At 71.4% G+C, this 20,870-nt stretch carries 18 protein-coding genes; 13 read left to right on the plus strand and 5 right to left on the minus strand.

Annotation, left to right across the window (positions count from 1 at the left end; genetic code table 11):
* Positions 1–38: 38 nt before the first annotated feature.
* The gene (locus tag OG490_RS20955; protein ID WP_330297834.1) at positions 39–1,736 is read right to left on the minus strand and encodes a bifunctional 3'-5' exonuclease/DNA polymerase; all 1,698 of its coding nucleotides are present in this window, start codon (positions 1,734–1,736) and stop codon (positions 39–41) included.
* Between the two features lie 126 nt (positions 1,737–1,862).
* Between OG490_RS20955 and OG490_RS20960 the strand changes: the two genes are divergently transcribed.
* On the plus strand, positions 1,863–3,032 hold the full coding sequence (locus OG490_RS20960; protein ID WP_330297835.1) for a DUF2786 domain-containing protein: 1,170 nt from the start codon (positions 1,863–1,865) through the stop codon (positions 3,030–3,032).
* 28 nt (positions 3,033–3,060) lie between these two features.
* On the opposite strand, the gene tatA is transcribed toward OG490_RS20960, so the two are convergent.
* A complete protein-coding gene (tatA, locus tag OG490_RS20965) occupies positions 3,061–3,312 on the minus strand; it encodes a Sec-independent protein translocase subunit TatA (RefSeq protein ID WP_330297836.1) in 252 nt (83 codons plus the stop codon).
* A gap of 157 nt (positions 3,313–3,469) precedes the next feature.
* Between tatA and OG490_RS20970 the strand changes: the two genes are divergently transcribed.
* Together OG490_RS20970 and OG490_RS20975 are read left to right on the plus strand one after the other, a co-directional pair.
* Positions 3,470–5,515: an FUSC family protein gene (locus tag OG490_RS20970; RefSeq protein WP_330297837.1), complete on the plus strand. Its 2,046-nt coding sequence runs from the start codon at positions 3,470–3,472 to the stop codon at positions 5,513–5,515.
* Positions 5,516–5,619: 104 nt separating this feature from the next.
* Complete coding sequence (locus OG490_RS20975) at positions 5,620–5,856, plus strand: DUF397 domain-containing protein (RefSeq protein ID WP_112450436.1); 237 nt, start codon at positions 5,620–5,622, stop codon at positions 5,854–5,856.
* Between the two features lie 126 nt (positions 5,857–5,982).
* Here OG490_RS20975 and OG490_RS20980 read toward each other — a convergent pair whose 3' ends face one another.
* The gene (locus tag OG490_RS20980) at positions 5,983–6,471 is read right to left on the minus strand and encodes an ATP-binding protein (protein WP_330297838.1); all 489 of its coding nucleotides are present in this window, start codon (positions 6,469–6,471) and stop codon (positions 5,983–5,985) included.
* 334 nt (positions 6,472–6,805) lie between these two features.
* Between OG490_RS20980 and OG490_RS20985 the strand changes: the two genes are divergently transcribed.
* From OG490_RS20985 to OG490_RS21010, 6 genes are all read left to right on the plus strand, one after another.
* The gene (locus tag OG490_RS20985) at positions 6,806–7,666 is read left to right on the plus strand and encodes a helix-turn-helix domain-containing protein (protein ID WP_330297839.1); all 861 of its coding nucleotides are present in this window, start codon (positions 6,806–6,808) and stop codon (positions 7,664–7,666) included.
* A gap of 107 nt (positions 7,667–7,773) precedes the next feature.
* A complete protein-coding gene (locus tag OG490_RS20990; protein WP_330297840.1) occupies positions 7,774–9,231 on the plus strand; it encodes an aldehyde dehydrogenase family protein in 1,458 nt (485 codons plus the stop codon).
* A gap of 59 nt (positions 9,232–9,290) precedes the next feature.
* Positions 9,291–11,366, plus strand: coding sequence for a penicillin-binding protein 2 (gene mrdA / locus OG490_RS20995; protein ID WP_330297841.1), 2,076 nt, complete (start codon positions 9,291–9,293; stop codon positions 11,364–11,366).
* A gap of 92 nt (positions 11,367–11,458) precedes the next feature.
* Complete coding sequence (locus OG490_RS21000; protein WP_330297842.1) at positions 11,459–11,971, plus strand: DinB family protein; 513 nt, start codon at positions 11,459–11,461, stop codon at positions 11,969–11,971.
* A gap of 84 nt (positions 11,972–12,055) precedes the next feature.
* Positions 12,056–12,814 (plus strand): MerR family transcriptional regulator, encoded by a 759-nt coding sequence (locus OG490_RS21005; RefSeq protein ID WP_330297843.1) that lies wholly within the window; start codon positions 12,056–12,058, stop codon positions 12,812–12,814.
* Positions 12,815–12,908: 94 nt separating this feature from the next.
* A complete protein-coding gene (locus OG490_RS21010) occupies positions 12,909–13,610 on the plus strand; it encodes a DedA family protein (protein WP_443065966.1) in 702 nt (233 codons plus the stop codon).
* A 15-nt stretch (positions 13,611–13,625) separates the two neighbouring features.
* Here the strand turns inward: OG490_RS21010 and OG490_RS21015 are convergent, their stop codons facing one another.
* Positions 13,626–15,278 carry a threonine/serine ThrE exporter family protein gene (locus OG490_RS21015; RefSeq protein WP_330297844.1) on the minus strand — a complete coding sequence of 551 codons (1,653 nt, stop codon included), beginning with the start codon at positions 15,276–15,278 and terminating at the stop codon, positions 13,626–13,628.
* 144 nt (positions 15,279–15,422) lie between these two features.
* Positions 15,423–15,917, minus strand: coding sequence for an inorganic diphosphatase (locus tag OG490_RS21020; RefSeq protein WP_266960167.1), 495 nt, complete (start codon positions 15,915–15,917; stop codon positions 15,423–15,425).
* 132 nt (positions 15,918–16,049) lie between these two features.
* Here OG490_RS21020 and dacB point away from each other — a divergent pair, with 132 nt between their 5' ends.
* The 4 genes from dacB to hpt all read left to right on the plus strand — a co-directional run bounded on the left by dacB (position 16,050) and on the right by hpt (position 20,808).
* Positions 16,050–17,537, plus strand: coding sequence for a D-alanyl-D-alanine carboxypeptidase/D-alanyl-D-alanine endopeptidase (dacB, locus tag OG490_RS21025; protein ID WP_330297845.1), 1,488 nt, complete (start codon positions 16,050–16,052; stop codon positions 17,535–17,537).
* Between the two features lie 137 nt (positions 17,538–17,674).
* Positions 17,675–18,823: a zinc-dependent metalloprotease gene (locus OG490_RS21030; protein WP_330297846.1), complete on the plus strand. Its 1,149-nt coding sequence runs from the start codon at positions 17,675–17,677 to the stop codon at positions 18,821–18,823.
* Between the two features lie 263 nt (positions 18,824–19,086).
* Positions 19,087–20,181: a tRNA lysidine(34) synthetase TilS gene (tilS, locus tag OG490_RS21035; protein WP_330297847.1), complete on the plus strand. Its 1,095-nt coding sequence runs from the start codon at positions 19,087–19,089 to the stop codon at positions 20,179–20,181.
* A gap of 66 nt (positions 20,182–20,247) precedes the next feature.
* Positions 20,248–20,808, plus strand: a complete 561-nt coding sequence (gene hpt / locus OG490_RS21040) for a hypoxanthine phosphoribosyltransferase (protein ID WP_330297848.1) — start codon at positions 20,248–20,250, stop codon at positions 20,806–20,808.
* Positions 20,809–20,870 lie beyond the last annotated feature (62 nt).

The raw sequence follows: 20,870 nt of genomic DNA on the forward strand, positions 1-20,870 counted from the left end.
CCGCGTCACCAGGTCCCGGTGCGGCCGACCCGCCCCCACTACTTCGCGTCCGCGTAGCACTCGACCACCGCGGTGGTGAACGGGAAGCGGACCGGGGTCTCGCCGAAGGTGATGCGGCCCGCCAGATCGCCCGCCTCGCGGATCGCCGCGGCCACCGCCTGCGCCTCCTCCTCGGGGCAGTGGACGATGACCTCGTCGTGCTGGAAGAAGACCAGCTCGGCCCGCATCCCGGCCGCCGCGAGCGACTGGCGCAGGGCCGCGAGCAGCAGCAGCGCCCAGTCCGCGGCGCTGCCCTGCACCACGAAGTTGCGGGTGAAGCGGCCCCGTGCGCGCGCGTCGGTCGAGGCGTAGCTCGGGGTCCAGGCGTCGGGGGACTGACCGGTGGGCCCCGCCTCCCCACCCTCCCCGGGCTCCGCCGGCTCGGCCGGCGGGGGACAGGTGCGGCCCAGCCAGGTCCGTACGAGCCGCCCCTCCTCGCCCGCCTTCGCGGCTTCGTCCACGTAGGCCACCGCCTTGGGGAACCGGCGGCGGAGCGCGGCCAGGTTCTTCAGGCCGTCCCCGGAGGTCTGCCCGTACACCGCGCCGAGCACGGCGATCTTGGCCATGTCGCGGTCGCCGGAGAAACCCTGGCGGGAGATGGAGGTGTACAGGTCCTCCGGGCGGCCGGCCACCTCCATGAAGGCGGGGTCCCGGGAGATCGCGGCGAGCACCCGCGGCTCCATCTGGTCCGCGTCGGCCACCACCAGCCGCCAGCCCGGATCCGCGACCACGGCCCTGCGGATCACCTTCGGGATCTGCAGGGCCCCGCCGCCGTTGGTGACCCAGCGGCCGGTGTAGGTGCCGCCCGGGATGAACTCGGGGCGGAAGCGGCCCTCGTGGACCCAGTCCGCGAGCCAGCTCCAGCCGTGGGCGGTGTAGATCCGGTACAGCTTCTTGAACTCGAGGAGCGGGGCCACCGCCGGATGGTCGAGCTCCTGGATCTCCCAGCGGCGGGTGGACTTCAGCTTGATCCCGGCCCCCGCGAAGGCCTTGATGACATCGGCGGGCAGCTCGGGCCGTACGCGCCGGCCGAACGCGGCGGAGACCGCGTCGGCGAGCTCGGCCAGGCGGCGGGGCTGGCCGCCGCCCGCGTACCGCTCCCCGAGCAGCTCGGTGAGCAGCGCCCGGTGCACGTCGGCCCGCCAGGGCAGGCCCGCCCGGTTCATCTCGGCGGCCACGAGGAACGCCGCCGACTCCGAGGCGATGAGCAGCCGCATCCGGGCGGGGTGGGCGGTGGCCTCGATCCGCTTCACCTGGTCGGCGTGGACGGCGACCAGGGCGTCGAGGGGGAGGGGCGGGGGCTGGGGATTGAAGAGCGAGTCCTGGGCGGCGGGGACCGCGGCGCGCTGCGGAGGATCCGGCGGTACGGGGGCGTTCGTGAGGCGGGCCCACGCGGCGGCCGCGGAGCGGGGTTCGCCGAGGCGGCCCTCGTGGGCGAGGAGGAGCAGCTCGGCGTCCTCGATGTCGTGGCAGCGGTCGATGCGGGTGCCGGCCTCGAGGAGGCGGGGGTAGACGGCCTGGGTGGAGGCCCAGACCCAGCGGGTCCCTGCGGGGGCTGCGCGGATCGCCTCCACGGGGTCTTTGGCCGTGATGCGGGGGCCGGCCGTGGTTCCGCCCGTGGTGGGGTTCAGTGGCGTGGCGTGCCACTGGCCGTCGCCGTCTTCGGCCAGGGCCCACCGGGGGGTGTGGTCGGTCATGGGTGCGAGTGTCCCACCGGGGGCTGACAGCGGTGGTGCGGGCCGCGCGGGGCCGCTCTGCGGTGCCGTGCCCTGCGGGATCGGGCCGGAGCAGGGCTGCGTGGCCGACATGCCAAGCTGGTCGGTGTGAGAGACATCGTCGAGCGGGCCTGTGAGGCCGCGCTGTACACCCAGGAGGACGCCGGGCTGGATGCCGGGGCGTCGATGCTCGTCGCCGAGGGGGAGCGGTGGGCCGGGGTCGGGCAGGCGCTGCTCGCGCGCGGGGAGGGCTACGTACGCCAGGCCTGGGAGCGGGGGTGGCAGCCCGCCGACGTACTGCGGCTCGTGCGGCGGGACCTGGAGCAGACGCACGTGCGCATCTGCGAGGACCTGATAGCCGCCGAGGCCCGGCGCTACGCACGGCTGCCCGAGCGGTGGACCGACGCCGAGGCCTGGTGGGGCGAGGACACCGGCTACGGGGAGCGGCTCGTCCAGCGGGAGCGGACCGACCGGTTCACCCTGGCCGGGGCCGTCCTGGAGGTGTTCCGGCTGCTGATCCGGCTGCCGTCCATCGAGCCGGTCGGGCCCCTGCCCGGAGACGAGAGCGGCGCGCTGCTGGAGCACGCGCACATCGAACCCCGGATGCTCGGACGGATCCGGGCCCTGCTCGCGAAGGCCGAGGCCACCACCTTCCCGGAGGAGGCCGAGGCGCTCAGCGCGAAGGCGCAGGAGCTGATGGCCCGCCACACCGTGGACGAGGCGCTGCTCGCGGTCAAGACGGGCACGAAGCAGATTCCCGGCGCCTGCCGGATCGGGGTCGAGGCCCCGTACGAGGAGGCCAAGGCGGTGCTGCTCGACGCCGTGTCGACCGCGAACCGCTGCCGCTCCGTGTGGAACAGCGGCTACGAGTTCTCCACCGTCGTCGGCTTCGAGAGCGACCTGGAGGCGGTGGAGCTGCTCTACACCTCGCTCCTCGTCCAGGGCACCGCGGCCATGACCCGCGCCGAGGCCGGGCAGCGGGCGGGCGGCCGCAAGCGCACCAAGACCTTCCGGCAGTCCTTCCTCCTGGCCTACGCGAGCCGGCTCGGCCAGCGGCTCGCCGAGACGGCCGAGCACACGGCGGCCGAAGCCCCCGACAACCTGCCCGCCCTGGTCGCCCGGGACGTGGCCGTCACTTCGCGCGCCGACGAGATGTTCCCGCGCACCACCACGACCCGGCTGCGCGGGGCCACCGACCTCGCGGGCTGGGAGGACGGCACGGCCGCGGCCGACCGGGCGCACATGGCGGACGGCAGCCGGCAGTCCTTGCGGAAGTGACCCCGGGGCCGGGGGCTGGAGTGGCGGCTCAGCGCTCCGCGGGCATGGGGGCGGGTACGTGCACGGGCGCGGGTGCCTGGGCGGCCGCGGCCGCGGCCGGAGCGGCGGCGGGTGCCGGTGCGTCCGTCTCCTCGCGCAGCGCCCGTGCCTCCGCCTTCAGGATGCGCGCGGACTTGCCCAGCCCCCGCGCCATCTCGGGGAGCTTCTTCGAGCCGAAGAGGATCAGGCAGACCACCACGACGATGGCCACGTGCCAAGGTTCCAGGCCGTTCCTGAGCATGCGTGTACCCACCTTCCGAAAGCTGCCGGGACGGATGCCGGAGCGGCACCGAACCACACCGACGGGCCGATGATCGGCGGTTTCGGGCGACGGCGCCATAGATCGGGCGATGTCTGAAGAAGACCTGAAGAGGGACCGACGGGCTACGCTCGGTGCCATGAGCTGGGTCCGGGCGCTGAAGGACACCGCCCGATCCGGGATGAGGGTCGAGCGGACCCGCCTGGAACCCCTGATCGCCGTCCGCGCCGCCGCCGGGCTGGCCCTCGTCATCGGCGTGAGCCTCGCCCTCCTCGGTCCCGGCGCCGCCGCCAGCTCCGCCTTCGGCGCGTACATGGCCGCCGTCGCCACCTTCCAGAAGAGCTGGCGGCCGCGTCCCGTCCTCGCGCTCGCCGCCGGGCTGACACTGGCCGCGTCCACCTTCATCGGCTATCTCGTCGGCTCCTCGCACACCCTCGCCTTCATGCTGCTGCTGGCCGTCTGGTGCTTCGTGGCGGGCCTGATGTGGGCGGCGGGGCCCACCGCCGGGATGATCGCCTCCGGCAACGTCGCGATCATGCTGGTCACCGTCACCCTGCCCACCTCCGTACCGCAGGCCGCCGGGCACGCCGGGATGATCGCCGCCGGGGGTGTGGTCCAGGCCCTGCTGATCGTCCTGTTCCCGGTCCGCCGTTGGGGCGCCCAGCGCGACGCCCTCGCCGACGCGCTCGCTGCCGAGGCCGACTACGCGCGCCGCCTGCGCCACGACCCGGTGGCCTCCTTCGACCCGCAGCCGCTGATGAAGGCGCGGGCCGCCGCGACCGTGACCGCCCGCCAGGCCCGCCGCCGCCCCGCCGAGCTGCACGGGGCGCGGGGGCTCGCGGAGCGGATCCGCCCGGTGCTGGCCTCGCTCGCGGACCCGGCGGTCGGGGCTCCGGCCGAGGGGCCGGCGCGGGACCGGGTACGGGAACTGCTCGCCGCCGCCGGGTCGGTCCTGGACGCCGCGGCGCACGCGATCCGCCGCGGGGACCCCGTACGGCTGCCTTCGCCGGAGCTGGCCCTGCTCAAGGCGCCCGACACCGCGGACCTGTTCCAGGGGGCTCCGCTGCGGGCGGCGCGGCGCCTCGCCGCCCTGCTGGACGACGTGCTCGAAACCGCCGAGCCGCGCTCCGGGCGCACCGCCGCCCCCGAGGAGTCGATGCTGCGGCCCACGCTGGTGCAGCTCGTGCCGAAGGTGCTGGCCACCGTACGGGCCGAGCTGCGGCCCGGATCCCCGGTCCTGCGGCACGCCGTGCGCGTCACCGCGGTCGCCTGCTCCGGCTACCTCATCGGCGCCGCGCTGCCGCTCGGCCACGCCTACTGGGCCCCGATGGCCTCGGTCATGGTCATGCGGCCCGACTTCACCCAGACCTACACCCGGGCCGTCGCCCGGTTCGGCGGCACCCTGGTGGGGGTGGCGGTGGCCACCGCGGTCGTGCAGCTCGCCCACCCGGGGATGTGGATGTCCGGGCTCCTCGCCGTCGTCAGCGCGGGCCTGATGTACACGCTCATGCGCACCGGATATGCCGTCTCGATGGTCTTCGTCTCGGCCTACGTCGTCTTCCTGCTCGGCATGGGCGGTCTGCGCTGGGACCAGACGGTGCCCGACCGGGTCACCCTCACCCTGGTCGGCGGGGTCCTCGCGATGGTGGCCTACGCCGTCTACCCGGCCTGGGAGACCCCGCGGCTGCGGACCCGGCTGGCCGACTGGGTGGCGGCCGCCGGCCGGTACGCGGAAGCCGTGCTCGGGCAGTACGCCGATCCGGCCGGGGCCCGCCGGGCAGACGTGCGCGAGGCGCTGCTGGCGGTCCGCGACGCCCGGGTGGCCTGGCAGGACGCGGTGGACCGGGCCGCGGGGGAGCCGGTGCGCCACCGCGGGATCTCGCGCGTGGCGGCCGAGGAGGCGGGCCACGCCATGGCGGCGATGGGCCGCCACACGATGCTCCTGGAGGCGCACTTCCCGGACCGGGACCGGCCCCCGGACCCGGGAGCCGCCGCGCTGGCCCGGGAGCTGCGCACGGCGACGGAGGCGGGGGCCAGGGCGGTCCGGGAGCGCAAGGTGCCCGAGTGGGACGGGGTCCGGGCGGTGCTGGCGGGCTGGGACGCTCCGGAGTCGGGGGTGCTCAGGGGTGCCGCGGAGCAGTTGCTGGACTCGCTGGACGAGGTGTCCGAGGCGCTCACGGCGTAGCGGGGCCCGGGCCTCCGCTCGTGCACGTGCATCTGCCCATGCAGGCGCTCTTGAACACAGCTATGATCCGGTGCAGTTGACATCTGCACTATCGGGGGCTTCCTGTGGACCACGCGTACAACGGGATGGCAGCTGCAGAGCTTGACGGAGTGACCTGGCAGAAGAGCAGACACAGCAACTCTCAAGGTTCCTGTGTGGAGTTCGCCAAACTGCCCGGAGGCGACGTCGCCATGCGCAACTCGCGGTTTCCGGACGGACCGGCGCTGGTGTACACGCCGGCGGAGATAGAAGCGCTGCTGCTGGGTGTCAAGGACGGCGAGTTCGATCACCTGATCAGCTGACCCCGCACATGACCGGCACGACACCGGGATTCAAGCCATGCACGTGCACTGGCCGGGACTGATCGCCATGATCAATCCCGGCCAGTTGCCGTATTCGTCCCGGTTCGCTCCGGCGCGGGTGCCGGTTCAGTCCTGGAGCGTGAACAGCGCCCAGACCACTTTGCCGGTCAGCCGTCCCGCCAGTGGGTGCCAGCCCCAGTTGTCGCTGTAGGAGTCGACGAGAAAGAGCCCGCGCCCCGACTCCAGGTCGCAGTTCGACTCGGTCGCCTCCGGCGCGAAACTCCCGCCGGGCCGGTCCTCGCTGGGGTCGCGCACCGCGCACACCAGCCGGGTGCTCCACCGCATCAGGTGCAGCCGCACCGGCGGCTCCGCCTCGCCCGTACCCTGCCGGGAATCGTCCGGGAGGGCATGGCGCAGCGCGTTGGTGACGAGTTCGGAGACGACCAGCGCGACATCGTCGAAGCGGTCGTCGAGGCCCCATTGGGAGAGCGTGGAACGCGTGAAGGTGCGTGCTCCGCGTACCGCGTCGTACCGGGCGGGCAGCGCGCATGACGCGGACCCGGAGACAGCCGTGGGGTCGACCGGGGGAAGCCCCTGCCGTAACGGCTCGAGCATGGTCGATCCATTCGTCCCCATGCGAGGCACTCCCGGGATTCGAAAGAACTGCGGGGCACGCAGGTGCGCGGGACCATGGTTCCGAATGCAGAAGCCGGATGCAAGGGCAGATGCACGTGCACGCGCCGGACCTGTCCCCTCCCGTGACGGTTCTTGCTCATTTCTTCCTACGCATACTTACGGACTTCTTTTCCGGCGGGCCCAATTCCGTTACAGAACGAGTACGGACCGATGCGTTTTGGTGGCAGACTGCGGGCTTTGAAGGGGCACGGGGGCCCCTGCGACGCAGCCATCCGAAACGTGCACCCATCGCAGACTGGGGAGGGCAGTACCAGTGACCGCAGAAGCCAGTGGTTCTGTGGTGCGCCGCATACTCCTGGGCTCACAGCTCAGGAGGCTCCGAGAGTCCCGCGGCATCACCCGTGAGGCGGCCGGCTACTCGATCCGCGCATCCGAATCGAAAATCAGCCGCTTGGAGTTGGGAAGGGTGAGCTTCAAGGCCAGAGACGTCGAGGACCTCCTCACGCTCTACGGAGTCACGGACGGCGCGGAGCGGGAGTCCCTCCTGGGGCTGGTCCGCGAGGCCAACGTGGCCGGCTGGTGGCACAGCTACGGCGATGTCCTGCCGGGCTGGTTCCAGACGTACATCGGACTGGAAGGCGCCGCCTCCCTCATCCGCATCTACGAAGTCCAGTTCGTGCACGGCCTGTTGCAGACCGAGGCCTACGCCCAGGCGGTCGTCAGCCGCGGCATGCCCGGCGCCGGCCGCGCCGAGATCGACCGCCGCGTCGCACTGCGCCTGGAACGCCAGAAGGTCCTCGTCTCCGAGAACGCGCCCGTCTTCCACGCCGTCCTCGACGAGGCGGCCCTGCGCCGCCCGTACGGAGACCGCGACGTGATGCGCGGTCAGCTGGAGCACCTCATCGAGATCTCGCAGCGCCCGAACGTACAGCTCCAGGTGATGCCCTTCTCCTTCGGCGGCCACTCCGGCGAGAGCGGAGCTTTCACCCTGCTGCGCTTCCCCGAGTCCGACCTCCAGGACGTTGTCTATCTGGAACAGCTCACCAGCGCCCTCTACCTGGACAAGGACGAGGAAGTGAGGCAGTACGAAAGGGCGATGCTCCGCCTCCAGGCGGACTGCCCCGATCCCGGACAGACCCGGGATCTCCTCCGCGGTCTGCTCCAACTGTCTTAATACACACGTAGTATGACGGCGGCTCAGCGTATGACGACCGATCAGTGCATGACGGCCGATCGGGCTCCGGTGCAGCGCAAGGGTGCGCGCTCGCAGTAAGGGATGGCATGTCCATATTCGACGACGTGGCTCACCAGTACATCGACGGCGAATGGCTGGCCGGTACCGGTTCCTGGGACATCATCGACGTCAACCCGTACAACGGGGAGAAGCTCGCGGCCATCACCGTGGCCACCGTCGAGCAGGTCGACCGGGCCTATCGCGCCGCCGAGCGCGCCCAGAAGGAATGGGCCGCCACCAGCCCGTACGCCAGACGCACCGTCCTGGAACGCGCCCTGCGGATCACCGAGGAGCGCGAGAAGGAGATCGTCGAGGCGATGATCGACGAGCTCGGCGGGACCCGTCCCAAGGCCGAGTACGAGGTCCACCTCGCCAAGGAGTTCATCCGCGAGGCCATGCAGCTGGCCGTCCGCCCCGAGGGCCGCATCCTGCCCTCGCCGGTCGAGGGCAAGGAGAACCGGGTCCAGCGCCTGCCCGTCGGGGTCGTCGCCGTGATCAGCCCGTTCAACTTCCCCTTCCTCGTCACCCTCAAGTCGGTGGCACCGGCCCTGGCCCTGGGCAACGCGGTTGTCATCAAGCCGAACCAGAACGCACCCGTGGTCGGCGGCGGCGTCATCGCCAAGATCTTCGAGGAGGCCGGGCTCCCGGCCGGGCTGCTCAACGTCCTGGTCACGGACATAGCCGAGATAGGCGACGCGCTCCTGACCCACCCCGTCCCCAAGGTCATCTCCTTCGCCGGTTCCGACCGGGTCGGCCGGCACGTAGGCGCCGTCGCCGCCCGCCACTTCAAGCGGACGGTCCTGGAACTCAGCGGCAACAGCGCGCTCGTCGTCCTCGACGACGCCGACCTCGACTACGCGGTGGACGCGGCCGTCTTCAGCCGCTTCGTCTACCAGGGCCAGGTCTGCATGGCCGCCAACCGGATCCTGGTCGACGTCTCGGTCGCGGAGGAGTTCACCGAGAAGTTCACCGCCCGCGTGCGCGGCCTGAAGACCGGCGACCCGCACGAGGCCGACACCCACATCGGCCCCCTGATCAACTCCTTCCAGGCCGACGCCCTCACCGCGCTCGTCGACCGCGCCGTCGAATCCGGCGCACAGGCCCTCGTACGCGGCTCCACGCGCGGCAACCTGGTCGAGCCGACCGTCCTGGCCGGACTCCCCGAGGACTCCCCGCTGCTGGGCCAGGAGATCTTCGGCCCCGTCGCACTGCTCGTGGTCTTCGACGGCGAGGACGAGGCGGTCCGCCTCACCAACGCGACCCCGTACGGGCTCAGCGGCGCCGTCCACACCCGCGACGTCGAGCGCGGGGTCCGCTTCGCGCAGCGCATCGAGACCGGGATGATCCACGTCAACGACTCCACCATCGGCGACGAGCCGCTGGCCGCGTTCGGCGGGGAGAAGGCCTCGGGGCTGGGACGGCTGAACGGCGAGGCCACGATCGAGGCCTTCACCACCCAGAAATGGATCTCGGTCCAGCACGGCCGGACCCGGTTCCCGTTCTAGCTCCCCGGGAGACCTAGACTCGGACGCGTCAGGCAGGACGCGTCCGGGGGAGAGCCGAGTTGAGCAACATACCGGAGACCGGGCGCACACCCCGGGTCCAGAACCGGCTCATCATGATCCAGATCGTGGTGTTCTCGCTGCTGCTCACGCTCGGCGGCCGGCTCTGGTACCTCCAGATACGCAACGGCCAGGAATACACGGACGAGGCGAAGAACAACAACACCCAGCAGGTGGTCCAGCCGGCCGTGCGCGGCTCGATCCTCGACTCCCGCGGGATCCCGCTCGCCGACAACGAGACCCGCATGGTGGTCTCCGCCAGCCGCACCGACCTCTCCAAGATGAAGGACCGCGGCAAGGGCGTCCTGACCCAGCTCGCCGGGGTACTGGGCCTCAAGCCCGAGGACGTGGTCAACGGGGTCCGGCTGTGCGACGCCAAGACCCCCAAGCCCTGCTGGAACGGTTCCCCGTACCAGCCGATCCCCATCACCGACGAGGCCACCACCGACCAGGTCCTGGAGATCCGGGAACACGCCGAGCAGTTCCCCGGCATCACCGCCGAGCCCACCGCCCTGCGCCGCTACGCCGGCCCCGACGGCGCCAACACCTCGCAGGTCCTCGGCTACCTCTCCCCGGTGACCGACGCGGAGATCACCAAGGCCAAGAACTCCGACTCCCCCTACCTGCGCTCCGACCAGGTGGGCCGCAGCGGCCTGGAGCGCACCTACGACAAGGAACTGCGCGGCAAGGCGGGCATCACCCGCTACGAGGTGGACAACCTCGGCCGGATCCTCGGCGAGGGCGTCAGCGACAAGGCGCAGCCCGGCGCGAACATCGTGACCTCGATCGACTCGCGCGTGCAGGCGGTGGCCGAGCGCGAGCTGAACAACGCGATGATCGAGGCCCGCAAGGGCTACGACAAGAACACGCACCGCAACTACGAGGCCGACTCGGGCGCCGTCGTGGTCATGGAGGCCAAGACCGGCCGGGTCGTCGCCATGGCCTCCAACCCGACCTACGACCCGAACGCCTGGGTCGGCGGCATCTCCTCGAAGGACTACGCCTCCCTGACCGACAAGGAGTCGAACTACCCGCTGCTGAACCGGGCGATCCAGGGCCAGGCGGCCCCGGGCTCGATCTTCAAGGTGGTCTCCTCCACGGCCGCGGTCAACGCCGGCTACCCCTTCAACGGCCGCTACGGCTGCCCGAGCTCGTACTCGGTGGGCAGCCAGACCTTCACCAACTTCGAGTCCCAGGGCTACGGGGACATCACCATCGGCAAGGCCCTGGAAGTCTCCTGCGACACCGTCTACTACGGCATCGCCGACAAGGAGTGGAAGAAGGACGGCGGGATCAAGCCCAAGGCGCAGCCGGGCGACATGTTCTTCAAGACCGCCCACGAGTTCGGCCTCGGCAAGCCCACCGGCATCGACCTGCCCAGCGAGGTCCCCGGCCGGGTCCCCGACCGCCAGTGGAAGAAGGACTTCTTCGAGGCGAACAAGGCTGCCTGGTGCCGCGACGGCAAGAAGGACGGCTCGTACGCCGAGAAGATCGCCTACGAGAACTGCCGCCAGGGCAACCAGCTGCGCGAGGGCGACGCGATCAACTACTCCATCGGGCAGGGCGACACCCTCGTCACCCCGATCCAGATGGCCTCGATCTACGCGGCCATCGCCAACGGCGGCACCCTCCACCAGCCCGCCATCGGCAAGGCCGTGGTCAGCGCCGACGGCGCCTCGGTGAAGGAGATCGCGCCGAAGGTGCAGGGCAAGCTCCCCATGGACGCCGAGCTGCGCGACGACATAGACGGGGCGCTCGCGGCCGTGGCCACCACCGGCAGCGCGGCCTGGCGCTTCGGCGGCTGGCCGCAGAAGCAGATCCCGATGCACGCGAAGACCGGTACGGCCGAGGTCCAGGGCAAGCAGACCACCTCGTGGTTCGCCTCCTACACCGAGGACTACTCGATCGTCATGACCATCTCCCAGGGCGGCACCGGCTCCGGAGCCTCGGGTCCGGCCGTCCGCAAGATCTACGAGGCCATGTACGGCCTGGACGAGAAGGGCAAGCAGGACCTCTCGAAGGCCCTGCTCCCGAAGCCGCAGACGGAGCTGCCGCCGGCCCGCCAGGAAGGTCCGTAGTCCTCCGCGATTGCGGACAAGAACTGACCGCAAGGCTCCGTAACGTGGTTCTTGTCAGCAGGAAGAACCACACCGAAAGCAGGCGGTCGGCCATGGCTCAGATTTCCACAGAGGTCCCCGGCGACGAGCGCGGCACGCTCCTCTCCTTCGTCCGGTCCCAGCGCACCGCTCTCCGCGAAACGGTGGAGGGGCTGAGCGAGGAGCAGGCGGCCGGCCGCCCGAGCGCCAGCGAGCTGTCCCTGTCCGGCCTGCTCAAGCACGCCGCCGAGTGCGAGCGCAACTGGCTGTACATGGCCCGGCAGGAGCCGAACCCGCACCGGCGCACCATGGAGACCTGGTCCGACTCCTTCCACCTGACCGGCGAGGAGACCATCCCCTCCGCCCTGGCCCTCTGGGACGAGGTGGCCGCGCAGACCGAGGCCCTCATCGCCGCCGTCCCCAGCCTGGACGACACCTTCCCGCTCCCGCCGGCCCCCTGGTTCCCCAAGGACGCCAAGGTCTCGATGCGCTGGATGCTCCTGCACCTGGTGGAGGAGTTCGCCCGGCACACCGGCCACGCGGACATCATCCGCGAGACCATCGACGGCAAGAAGGCGATGGGCTAGAAGCCGTCCAGCCGCTGGGCTTGCACCTCACGTGGCGTGAGGACCCACAGTGGAGGGCGTACCCAACCAGAGGAGCGGAAAGAGATGGGCTACTCCGTGGGCCAGGTCGCCGGTTTCGCCGGAGTCACGGTGCGCACGCTGCACCACTACGACGAGATCGGGCTGCTCTCCCCGAGCGGCCGCAGCAACGCAGGACACCGGCGGTACGACGACGCCGACCTCGACCGGCTGCAGCGGATCCTGTTCTACCGGGAGCTCGGCTTCCCGCTCGAAGAGGTCGCGGTCCTGCTGGACGACCCGGAATCGGACCCGAGGGAGCACCTGCGCCGGCAGCACGCCCTCCTGTCCGACCGGATCGCCCGGCTCCAGCAGATGGCCGCGGCCGTGGAGCACGCCATGGAGGCCAAGAAGATGGGCATCAACCTCACGCCGGAGGAGAAGTTCGAGGTGTTCGGGGACAAGGACCCCGAGCAGTACGCGGAGGAGGCGGAGCGGCGCTGGGGCAACACCGAGGCCTACGCCCAGTCGCAGCGTCGGGTCGCCACCTACACCAAGGACGACTGGAAGCGGATCCAGGACGAGGTCGCCGACTGGAGCGCCCGGTACGCGGCCCTGATGGAGGCGGGTGAGCCCGCCGACGGCGAAGCGGTCATGGACATGGCCGAGGAGCACCGCCGGCACATCGTGACGTGGTACTACGACTGCTCGTACGAGATGCACACGGGTCTCGGCGAGATGTACGTGGCGGACGAGCGGTTCAAGGCGTTCTACGACTCCATGCGCCCGGGCCTCGCTGAGCACCTGCGGGACTCGATCACGGCCAACGCGGTGCGCAAGTCGTAGCGGGTTCTCTCCCTGGAACCGGGCGGGGGCGGTGTGCGTTCATAATTGGACGGACACCCCCCCGATCCAGGAGAGCCCGGAACCCGTGAACACCATGCTCGCGCTCGGCCCTGAGTGGATTTCCCCGGAGTACCTGATCGGGCAGTTCGGCTTGATCGGCATCCTGGTCATCGTCTTCGCGGAATCGGGCCTCTTCGCGTTCCTGCCCGGTGACTCCCTGCTCTTCACGGCGGGCCTGTTCGTCGCGAGCGGCACCATCAAGCAGCCGCTGTGGCTGGTCTGCACTCTGATCGCGGCCGCCGCGATCATCGGTGACCAGGTCGGCTACATGATCGGCAAGGTCTTCGGTCCGAAGCTCTTCAACAAGCCGAACTCCAGGCTCTTCAAGCGCGAGAACCTCGACTCGGCGCACGACTTCATGGAGAAGCACGGCCCCAAGGCCATCGTGCTCGCCCGCTTCGTGCCGATCATCCGCACCTTCGCGCCGATGGTCGCGGGCGCGACGGCGATGAAGTACCGCACCTTCCTGATGTTCAACATCATCGGCGGCGTCCTGTGGGGCGCGGGCGTCACGATCCTGGGCTACCAGCTCGGCCAGTTCGAGTTCATCAAGAACAATGTCGAGCCGATCTTCATCGGCATCGTCCTGATCTCCGTCATCCCGGTCATCTTCGAGGTGATCAAGGGCCGCAAGGAGAAGAAGTCGGCCACCGGGTCCGCGGAGCACTCCGGCACCGGCGCCGGCCAGGACCCGCAGACCCCCACCCCGCGCGGCGGCCGCCACGCGAAGCGGTAGGGCCTCTCGCAGGCCCTAGAAGCCGCGGGTGCGCTTCGCCGAGCGGCGCTTGGCGGAGCTGGCCGTGGCCGGGATCCGCATGAACAGCCGGGACATCTCCGAGCCGAGGTTGACGCCGATGGCGATGGCCAGGGCGATGGCCACGGCGTTCGTCAGCGAGGCCAGCCCCTCGTTGAGCCGGTTCTCGGCGATCAGCAGCAGTCCGTAGTACGTCGCCGAGCCCGGGAGCAGCGGGCCGATGGCCGCCGTGACGAAGGGCAGCGCCGAGGAGATGCGGTGGCGGGAGAGCAGCTGCCCGAAGAGGCCGACCAGGCCGGCCGCGACGGCGGTGGACGGCACCGGCGGGATGTTGCCCGCGTAGTGCAGGGCCCCGTAGACCACCCAGGCGATCCCGCCGTTGAGGGTCACGATCCACACGGTGGAACGTTCCTGCTGGAGCAGGATCGCGAACGTGAACACCAGCACCATCGACGCGGCGATCTGGAGCAGGGGCCGCTGGTCGATCTGCAGGACGTCCTCCGGCTGCGGGTTCGAGCCGAACTGGAGCCCTATCCAGAGCACCACCAGCACGCCCATGATGATGCCGATGAAGAGGTACATCACCTCCAGCAGCCGGGCGGAAGCGGTGATGTAGTAGCCGGTCAGACCGTCCTGCACGGCCGCGACCAGGGCCCGCCCCGGCAGCAGCGCGAACAGTCCACCGGTGATCACGGCGGAGGAGCGCACGTCGAGGTCGGTCAGCTTCAGGGCCACGCCCATCGCGGCGGGCGGCATCGCCGCGACCACGAACTGGTAGAACTCCGGCAGCCCGCGCCCCGCGCAGAACCAGGCCAGCCGGTCGCCGAGGACCGCGCCGAGTGCGGCTGCGAAGAACACGAGGACCCCACCGCCGACCAGCGTGGAGGCCGCCCCGGCGAGCAGCCCGGCGGCGGCGGTGAGCATCCAGCCGGGATACGGGTGCCGGTTGCGGCGGATCTCCGCGAGGCGCCGGTAGGCGTCCTCCAACGACATGTCGACCTCGTGCGCGCTGATGTCGTTGACGAGGCGGAAGACGGCCGAGAGCCGGTTGTAGTCGGTGCCCCGGCGGCGGACGGTGCGGTTCGCCGAGATCGGGTCGTCCACCAGCGACGGCTGGTAGGTGATCGACAGCATCGTGAAGGTGACGGTCGGCTCGCAGCGGTCCAGCCCGTAACTGCGCGAGACCGCGAACATCGCCGCCTCCACGTCCTCGGCCGCCTCACCGCCCGCGAGCAGCAGCTCGCCGATGCGCAGCGTCAGGTCGAGCACGCGGCCCACGGCGGGCCCCGTCTCGACCGCCTGCTTCTGCGAGACCTCCGGGACCGGCCGGACGTCGACCGGCATGCGCAGCACGGTGCGCATCCGGTCCTGCCACAGGGACTCCTTCATCCGGGTGACGGGGAACCCGCTGCCGGTGTACGCCGGCGGGGACTGCGAGGCGCTGTAGGTGTGCGGGGTCGCGAAGGCGGAACCCTCGGCCTCCACGGGCACCGAGGCGAGCCCCTCGGGGACCGAGAACTCCGAGGTCGCCTGGTCCTCGTCGGGGGCCTCCGCCTCCACCCCGACCCCGGGGGGCACGGCGAAGGCGCTGCGCGCCTCGTCCGACTTCGGCTTCCGGTCCTCTGCCCCGGATCCTTCGCCCTCCGCCACGCGTCCTCCAGTCCCTGGGCCAGCCCGTATCAGTATGCGGAACGGTTTGATCCACGGCGAAACCGCGACGGGCGGCACTCCCGGAGGAATGCCGCCCGTGCGGTGGCCTGACGGCCCGGTGTCGGTGTCACATGAGCCGATGGCTCAGTGCTGGCCGCCCTGCGCCTCGAGGCGCTTGTACGAGGCTTCGATCTCGGCCTCGGCCTCGGTGCGGCCGACCCAGTTCGCGCCCTCGACGGACTTGCCCGGCTCCAGGTCCTTGTAGACCTCGAAGAAGTGCTGGATCTCCAGGCGGTCGAACTCGGACACGTGGTGGATGTCGCGCAGGTGCTCCACACGCGGGTCGGAGGCCGGCACGCACAGCAGCTTGGCGTCGCCGCCCGCCTCGTCCGTCATGTTGAACATGCCGATCGCGCGGCACTTGATCAGGCAGCCCGGGAAGGTCGGCTCGTCCAGGATGACCAGCGCGTCCAGCGGGTCGCCGTCCTCGCCGAGGGTGTTCTCGACGAAGCCGTAGTCGGCCGGGTAGCTGGTCGAGGTGAAGAGGCGACGGTCCAGGCGGATCCGGCCGGTCTCGTGGTCCACCTCGTACTTGTTCCGCGAACCCTTGGGGATCTCGATGGTGACGTCGAACTCCACGTCCTGCTCCTCCATGATCAGCTTCATTGCTCGGGGCTACGTCGGTTCACCTGCGTGCGCGGCCGACCCAGCCCTGCCGGGTGGGGTGCCATGCTCGCGGCAAGACGCAATGGTTAAGTGTCCCTCACGCATATGTGTGATCGCGAAAGGGGCTGGTCCGAGGTGCCATTGGTCAAGACGTGGCAGCTCATTGCGGTGTCGGCCGTTACCGGCCTGGCCCTGTCGGCCGCGACGGTTGCCGCCGCCGGTCCCTGGGACTCCGGCCAGCGTAAGGCCGAGCGGGACAGAGCCGCCTCCTGGAGCCGCACGGGTGGTGCAGATCACGGTCGGGACGGGGCCCGCGCCCTGCCCAACGCCGCCCCCAGCGCCCCCGGAGTGCTCGCCGCGGTCCGCCCCGCCGGATCCGACCCCTCTGGATCCGACCCCGGAGCCCAGGCCCCGGCGGCGGACTCCGGGCCGCTGGGCGCCGCGCTGCGGCCGCTGCTCGCCGACCCCGCCCTCGGAACCGTCCGCGCCGCCTCCGTGATCGACACCGCCACCGGCCGGGTGCTGTACGAGTCCGGGGCCGACCGGGCCATGACCCCCGCCTCCACCATCAAGATCGCCACGGCCACGGCCGCGCTCGCCGCCCTCGGGCCCGACCACCGGATCCCCACCACCGTGGCCTCCGGCGCGGGCCCCGGCCAGATCGTCCTGGTCGGCGGCGGAGACCCCTCCCTCACCGCCAAGAAGAAGGCCCCCGCCGGCTCCGGCGGCAGCCTCGTCGCCCTGGCCGCCGACACCGCCCAGGCCCTCAAGGCCGCCGGCACCGAGTCGGTGGCCCTCGGCTACGACGACTCCCTCTACACCGGCCCCGTCCGCCACCCCATCGGCGCCAACGACAACATCGCCCCCGTCACCGCCCTGACGGCCGACGAAGGCCGCACCGACGACTCGTTCTCCGGACCGGCCCCACGCACCGACGACCCCTCCGGGGACACCGCCCGCGCCTTCGCCGCCCTCCTGACGGACCGCGGCATCAAGGTGACCGGCGAGCCCGCCAAGGCCAAGGCCCCGGCCGGAGCGGCCCCGCTCGCCGTCACCCTCTCGACCCCGCTCGCCGGACTCGTCGAGCGGATGCTGACCAACAGCGACAACGACATCGCCGAGGCCCTGGCCCGCCACACCGCCCTCGCCTCCGGGCAGCCCGCCGGCTTCGAAGGCGTGGAGAAGGCCCTCGGCCCCAAGCTCGCCTCCCTCGGCATCGACACCTCCGACTCCCGCTTCGCCGACGGCAGCGGCCTCAACCGGGCCGACAAGGTCAGCGCCGGCCTGCTGACCGCCCTCCTCGCCAAAGCCGCCGACCCGCAGCGGCCGCAGCTGCGGCCCGTCCTCACCGGACTGCCCGTCGCCGGATTCACCGGAACCCTGCGCACCCGCAACGCCGGAACCTCCCCTGCGGCCGGCCTGCTCCGGGCCAAGACCGGCACCCTGACCGGCGTGAACTCCCTCGCCGGGACCGTAGTCGACCCCTCCGGCCGACTGCTGGCCTTCGCGTTCCTGACCGCGAACGCCACCGACCCGGGGGCCGCCGAGAAGGGCCTCGACCGGCTCGCGGCAGCGGTGGCCGGCGCCTCCTAGCGGGAGTGCGACGGGCCCCGGGCGGTCTCCCCGCCGGTTTCCGACGGCCTCGAGGCGGCATCGAGGTGGCATCGAGTGGGCTTCCCGGCCGTCTCCCGGGGGCTCCGCCGGCGCGCGAGTCCACGTACGGTTGACGCATGACGAGCATCGGTGGTGCGGAGATGGTCGACTGGAACCTCGCGGTGGCGACCGCGACCCGGCTGGTGCGGCCCGGCCCGGAGGTCAGCCGGGACGAGGCACGGGCCGTGGTCGCGGAACTGCGCAGGCACGCCAGGACCTCCGAACGGCACGTGCGCGAGTTCACCCGGATGATGCCGGAAGGCATGACCCCGCCCGACACCCCCGTCCTCGTCGTGGACCGGGCCGGCTGGGTCAAGGCCAACGTGGCCGGCTTCCGCGAACTGCTGGCCCCGCTGCTCGGCAAGATGCAGGACCGCCGCGCAGGCACCCCCGGCTCCGCCGTCCTCGGCGCCGTCGGCGGCAAGGTCACCGGCGTGGAACTGGGCATGCTGCTGAGCTTCCTGGCCTCCCGCGTGCTCGGCCAGTACGAGACCTTCGCGCCCTCGGCCCTCGACCTGCCCGGCCCGGCCGGCGGCGGCCGGCTGCTGCTCGTCGCGCCGAACATCGTCCACGTGGAGCGGGAGCTGGAGGTGGACCCGCACGACTTCCGGCTCTGGGTCTGCCTGCACGAGGAGACGCACCGTACCCAGTTCACCGCCGTCCCGTGGCTCCGCGAGCACATCGAGGGCGAGATCCAGACTTTCCTCGGCGCCACCGAGATCGACCCGACGACCGTCCTGGAGCGGCTGCGCGAAGCCGCCCAGTCCTTCGCCGGAGCCCGGCCCGACGCGGAGCGCGGCGACGAGGGCCGCTCGCTCGTCGAACTCGTCCAGACCCCCGAACAGCGCGAGGTACTGGCCCGGCTCACGGCCGTGATGTCCCTGCTGGAGGGCCACGCCGACTTCGTCATGGACGGGGTCGGGCCCGCGGTGGTGCCCTCCGTCGCCGAGATCAGGGAGAAGTTCCAGCAGCGCCGGGCCAGCGGCGCCGGCCGCCTCGACGCGGCCCTGCGCAAACTGCTCGGCCTCGACGCGAAGATGCGCCAGTACCGCGACGGCGAGCGGTTCGTGCGCGGGGTCGTCGGACAGGTCGGCATGGAGGGCTTCAACCGGGTCTGGACCTCACCGAACACCCTCCCCACCAAGGCGGAGATCGCCAAGCCCTCCGACTGGGTGGCCCGGGTGCACCGCAAGGGCAGCGAACCGAGCGAGCGACGGGAGGCGTGACCCGGGAGGGAAGGCTCAACAGGAGTGGCTCAAGAGGCGTGAAGATGTCCCTCTGGGGGAAACAGCGTCACCCGTCCGAGGGACCGTGGGGCGTAGAAGGGCGTGCGATGCTCGGGGAACGGCTCGGTTCTGTCACCATCATCGCACTCTGAGTGACAGCCCCCCGTTCGCGGGGGCGCCGGACAGCACCCCAGCGCACCACCCTCCCCCAACGCCTCCCCAGCGCCTGACGAGGCTCCGAACTCCACCGAAGGGCACCGGACATGGGTCCCCATCCTGCGGTCGCGGCGATACGCCTGGCGGTCCGCCGCGTACTCCACGACGTCCTCACCGACCTCACCGACCGTCCCGCCTCCGCCCCCGCTCCCCGCGTCGGAGGCCTCGAGGCGGTCGCCTTCCGCGACGGCCTCCCCGACACCGCGCCGCTCGTCCTCGTCGCCTGCTCCGGCGGCGCCGACTCCATGGCACTCGCCTCCGCCCTCGCCTTCGAGGCCCCCAAACTCGGCATCCGGGCCGGCGGCATCACCGTCGACCACGGGCTCCAGGCCGGCTCCGACCTGCGCGCCGCCGAGGTGGTCACCCGCATGACCGCCCTGAGCCTCGACCCGGTGGAGGCCGTCACCGTGCGCGTCGGACGCCAAGGCGGACCCGAGGCCGCCGCCCGCGACGCCCGCTACGCGGCCCTGGACGAGGCCGCCGACCGCCTCGGCGCCTCCGCCGTGCTCCTCGGCCACACCCGCGACGACCAAGCCGAAACCGTCCTGCTGGGCCTCGCCCGCGGCTCCGGCATCCGCTCGCTCTCCGGCATGGCAGAGGTTTCGGGGGGCCCGGGAGACCCGGGCGCCTCCGGCCGCCGCCACCGCTACCGCCGCCCCTTCCTGCAAGTCGACCGGCAGACCGCCCGCAAGGCCTGCATGGTCCAGTCCCTCGCCGTCTGGGACGACCCGCACAACGCGGACCCCGCCTACACCCGCTCCCGGCTGCGCCACGAAGGGCTGCCCGCCCTGGAGAAGGCCCTCGGCAAGGGAGTCGTGGAGGCGCTCGCCCGCACCGCCCAGCTCTCCCGCGACGACGCCGACGCCCTGGACTCCTGGGCCGCCGAGGCGGAGGGCCGCGTACGGGACGAGGACGGCCGCCTGGAGTGCGCCAAGCTGTACGCGCTGCCCCCCGCCGTCCGCCGCCGCGTACTGCGCCGCGCCGTCGTCGCGGCCGGCTCTCCGGCCGGTTCCCTCTTCGCCCGCCACATCGAGGAAGTCGACCGGCTCATCACCGGATGGCGCGGTCAGGGCGCCATCAACCTGCCCGGCCGGGTCGAGGCCCAGCGGCAGGGTGGCAGACTGGTCATCCGGCAGGGCTGATTGGTGCTGAAACACGGCCGAGTCCTCCGGGGTCACTCCCCGGAGCCCCGGCCGCAAACGAAAGTGATGCGGGTGGACGAGAAGGACATGGGCAGCGACCTCCAGTCGGTGCTCATCACCAAAGAAGAGATCGACGCGAAGCTGGCCGAGCTGGCCGCGAAGATCGACGCGGAGTACGCGGGCAAGGACCTGCTCATCGTCGGCGTCCTCAAGGGCGCGGTGATGGTGATGGCGGACCTGGCGCGCGCCTTGTCCACCCCGCTCACCATGGACTGGATGGCGGTGTCCTCGTACGGCGCCGGAACCCAGTCCTCGGGCGTGGTCCGGATCCTCAAGGACCTGGACACCGACATCAAGGGCAAGCACGTCCTGATCGTCGAGGACATCATCGACTCGGGCCTGACCCTGTCGTGGCTGCTGTCGAACCTGGGCTCGCGCGAGCCGGCCTCCCTCGAGGTCGTCACGCTGCTGCGCAAGCCCGACGCCGCGAAGGTCGCGATCGACGTGAAGTGGGTCGGCTTCGACATCCCCAACGAGTTCGTCGTGGGCTACGGCCTGGACTACGCGGAGAAGTACCGCAACCTGCCGTTCGTGGGCACGCTCGCCCCGCACGTCTACGGAGGCTGACCCCGACCCGGACCAACCGTCCGGCAGGGGAACCCTGGAGCGATTCCCGCCGTTGGAGCATG

This window comes from Streptomyces sp. NBC_00503, from assembly GCF_036346895.1.
Lineage (GTDB): Bacteria > Actinomycetota > Actinomycetes > Streptomycetales > Streptomycetaceae > Streptomyces.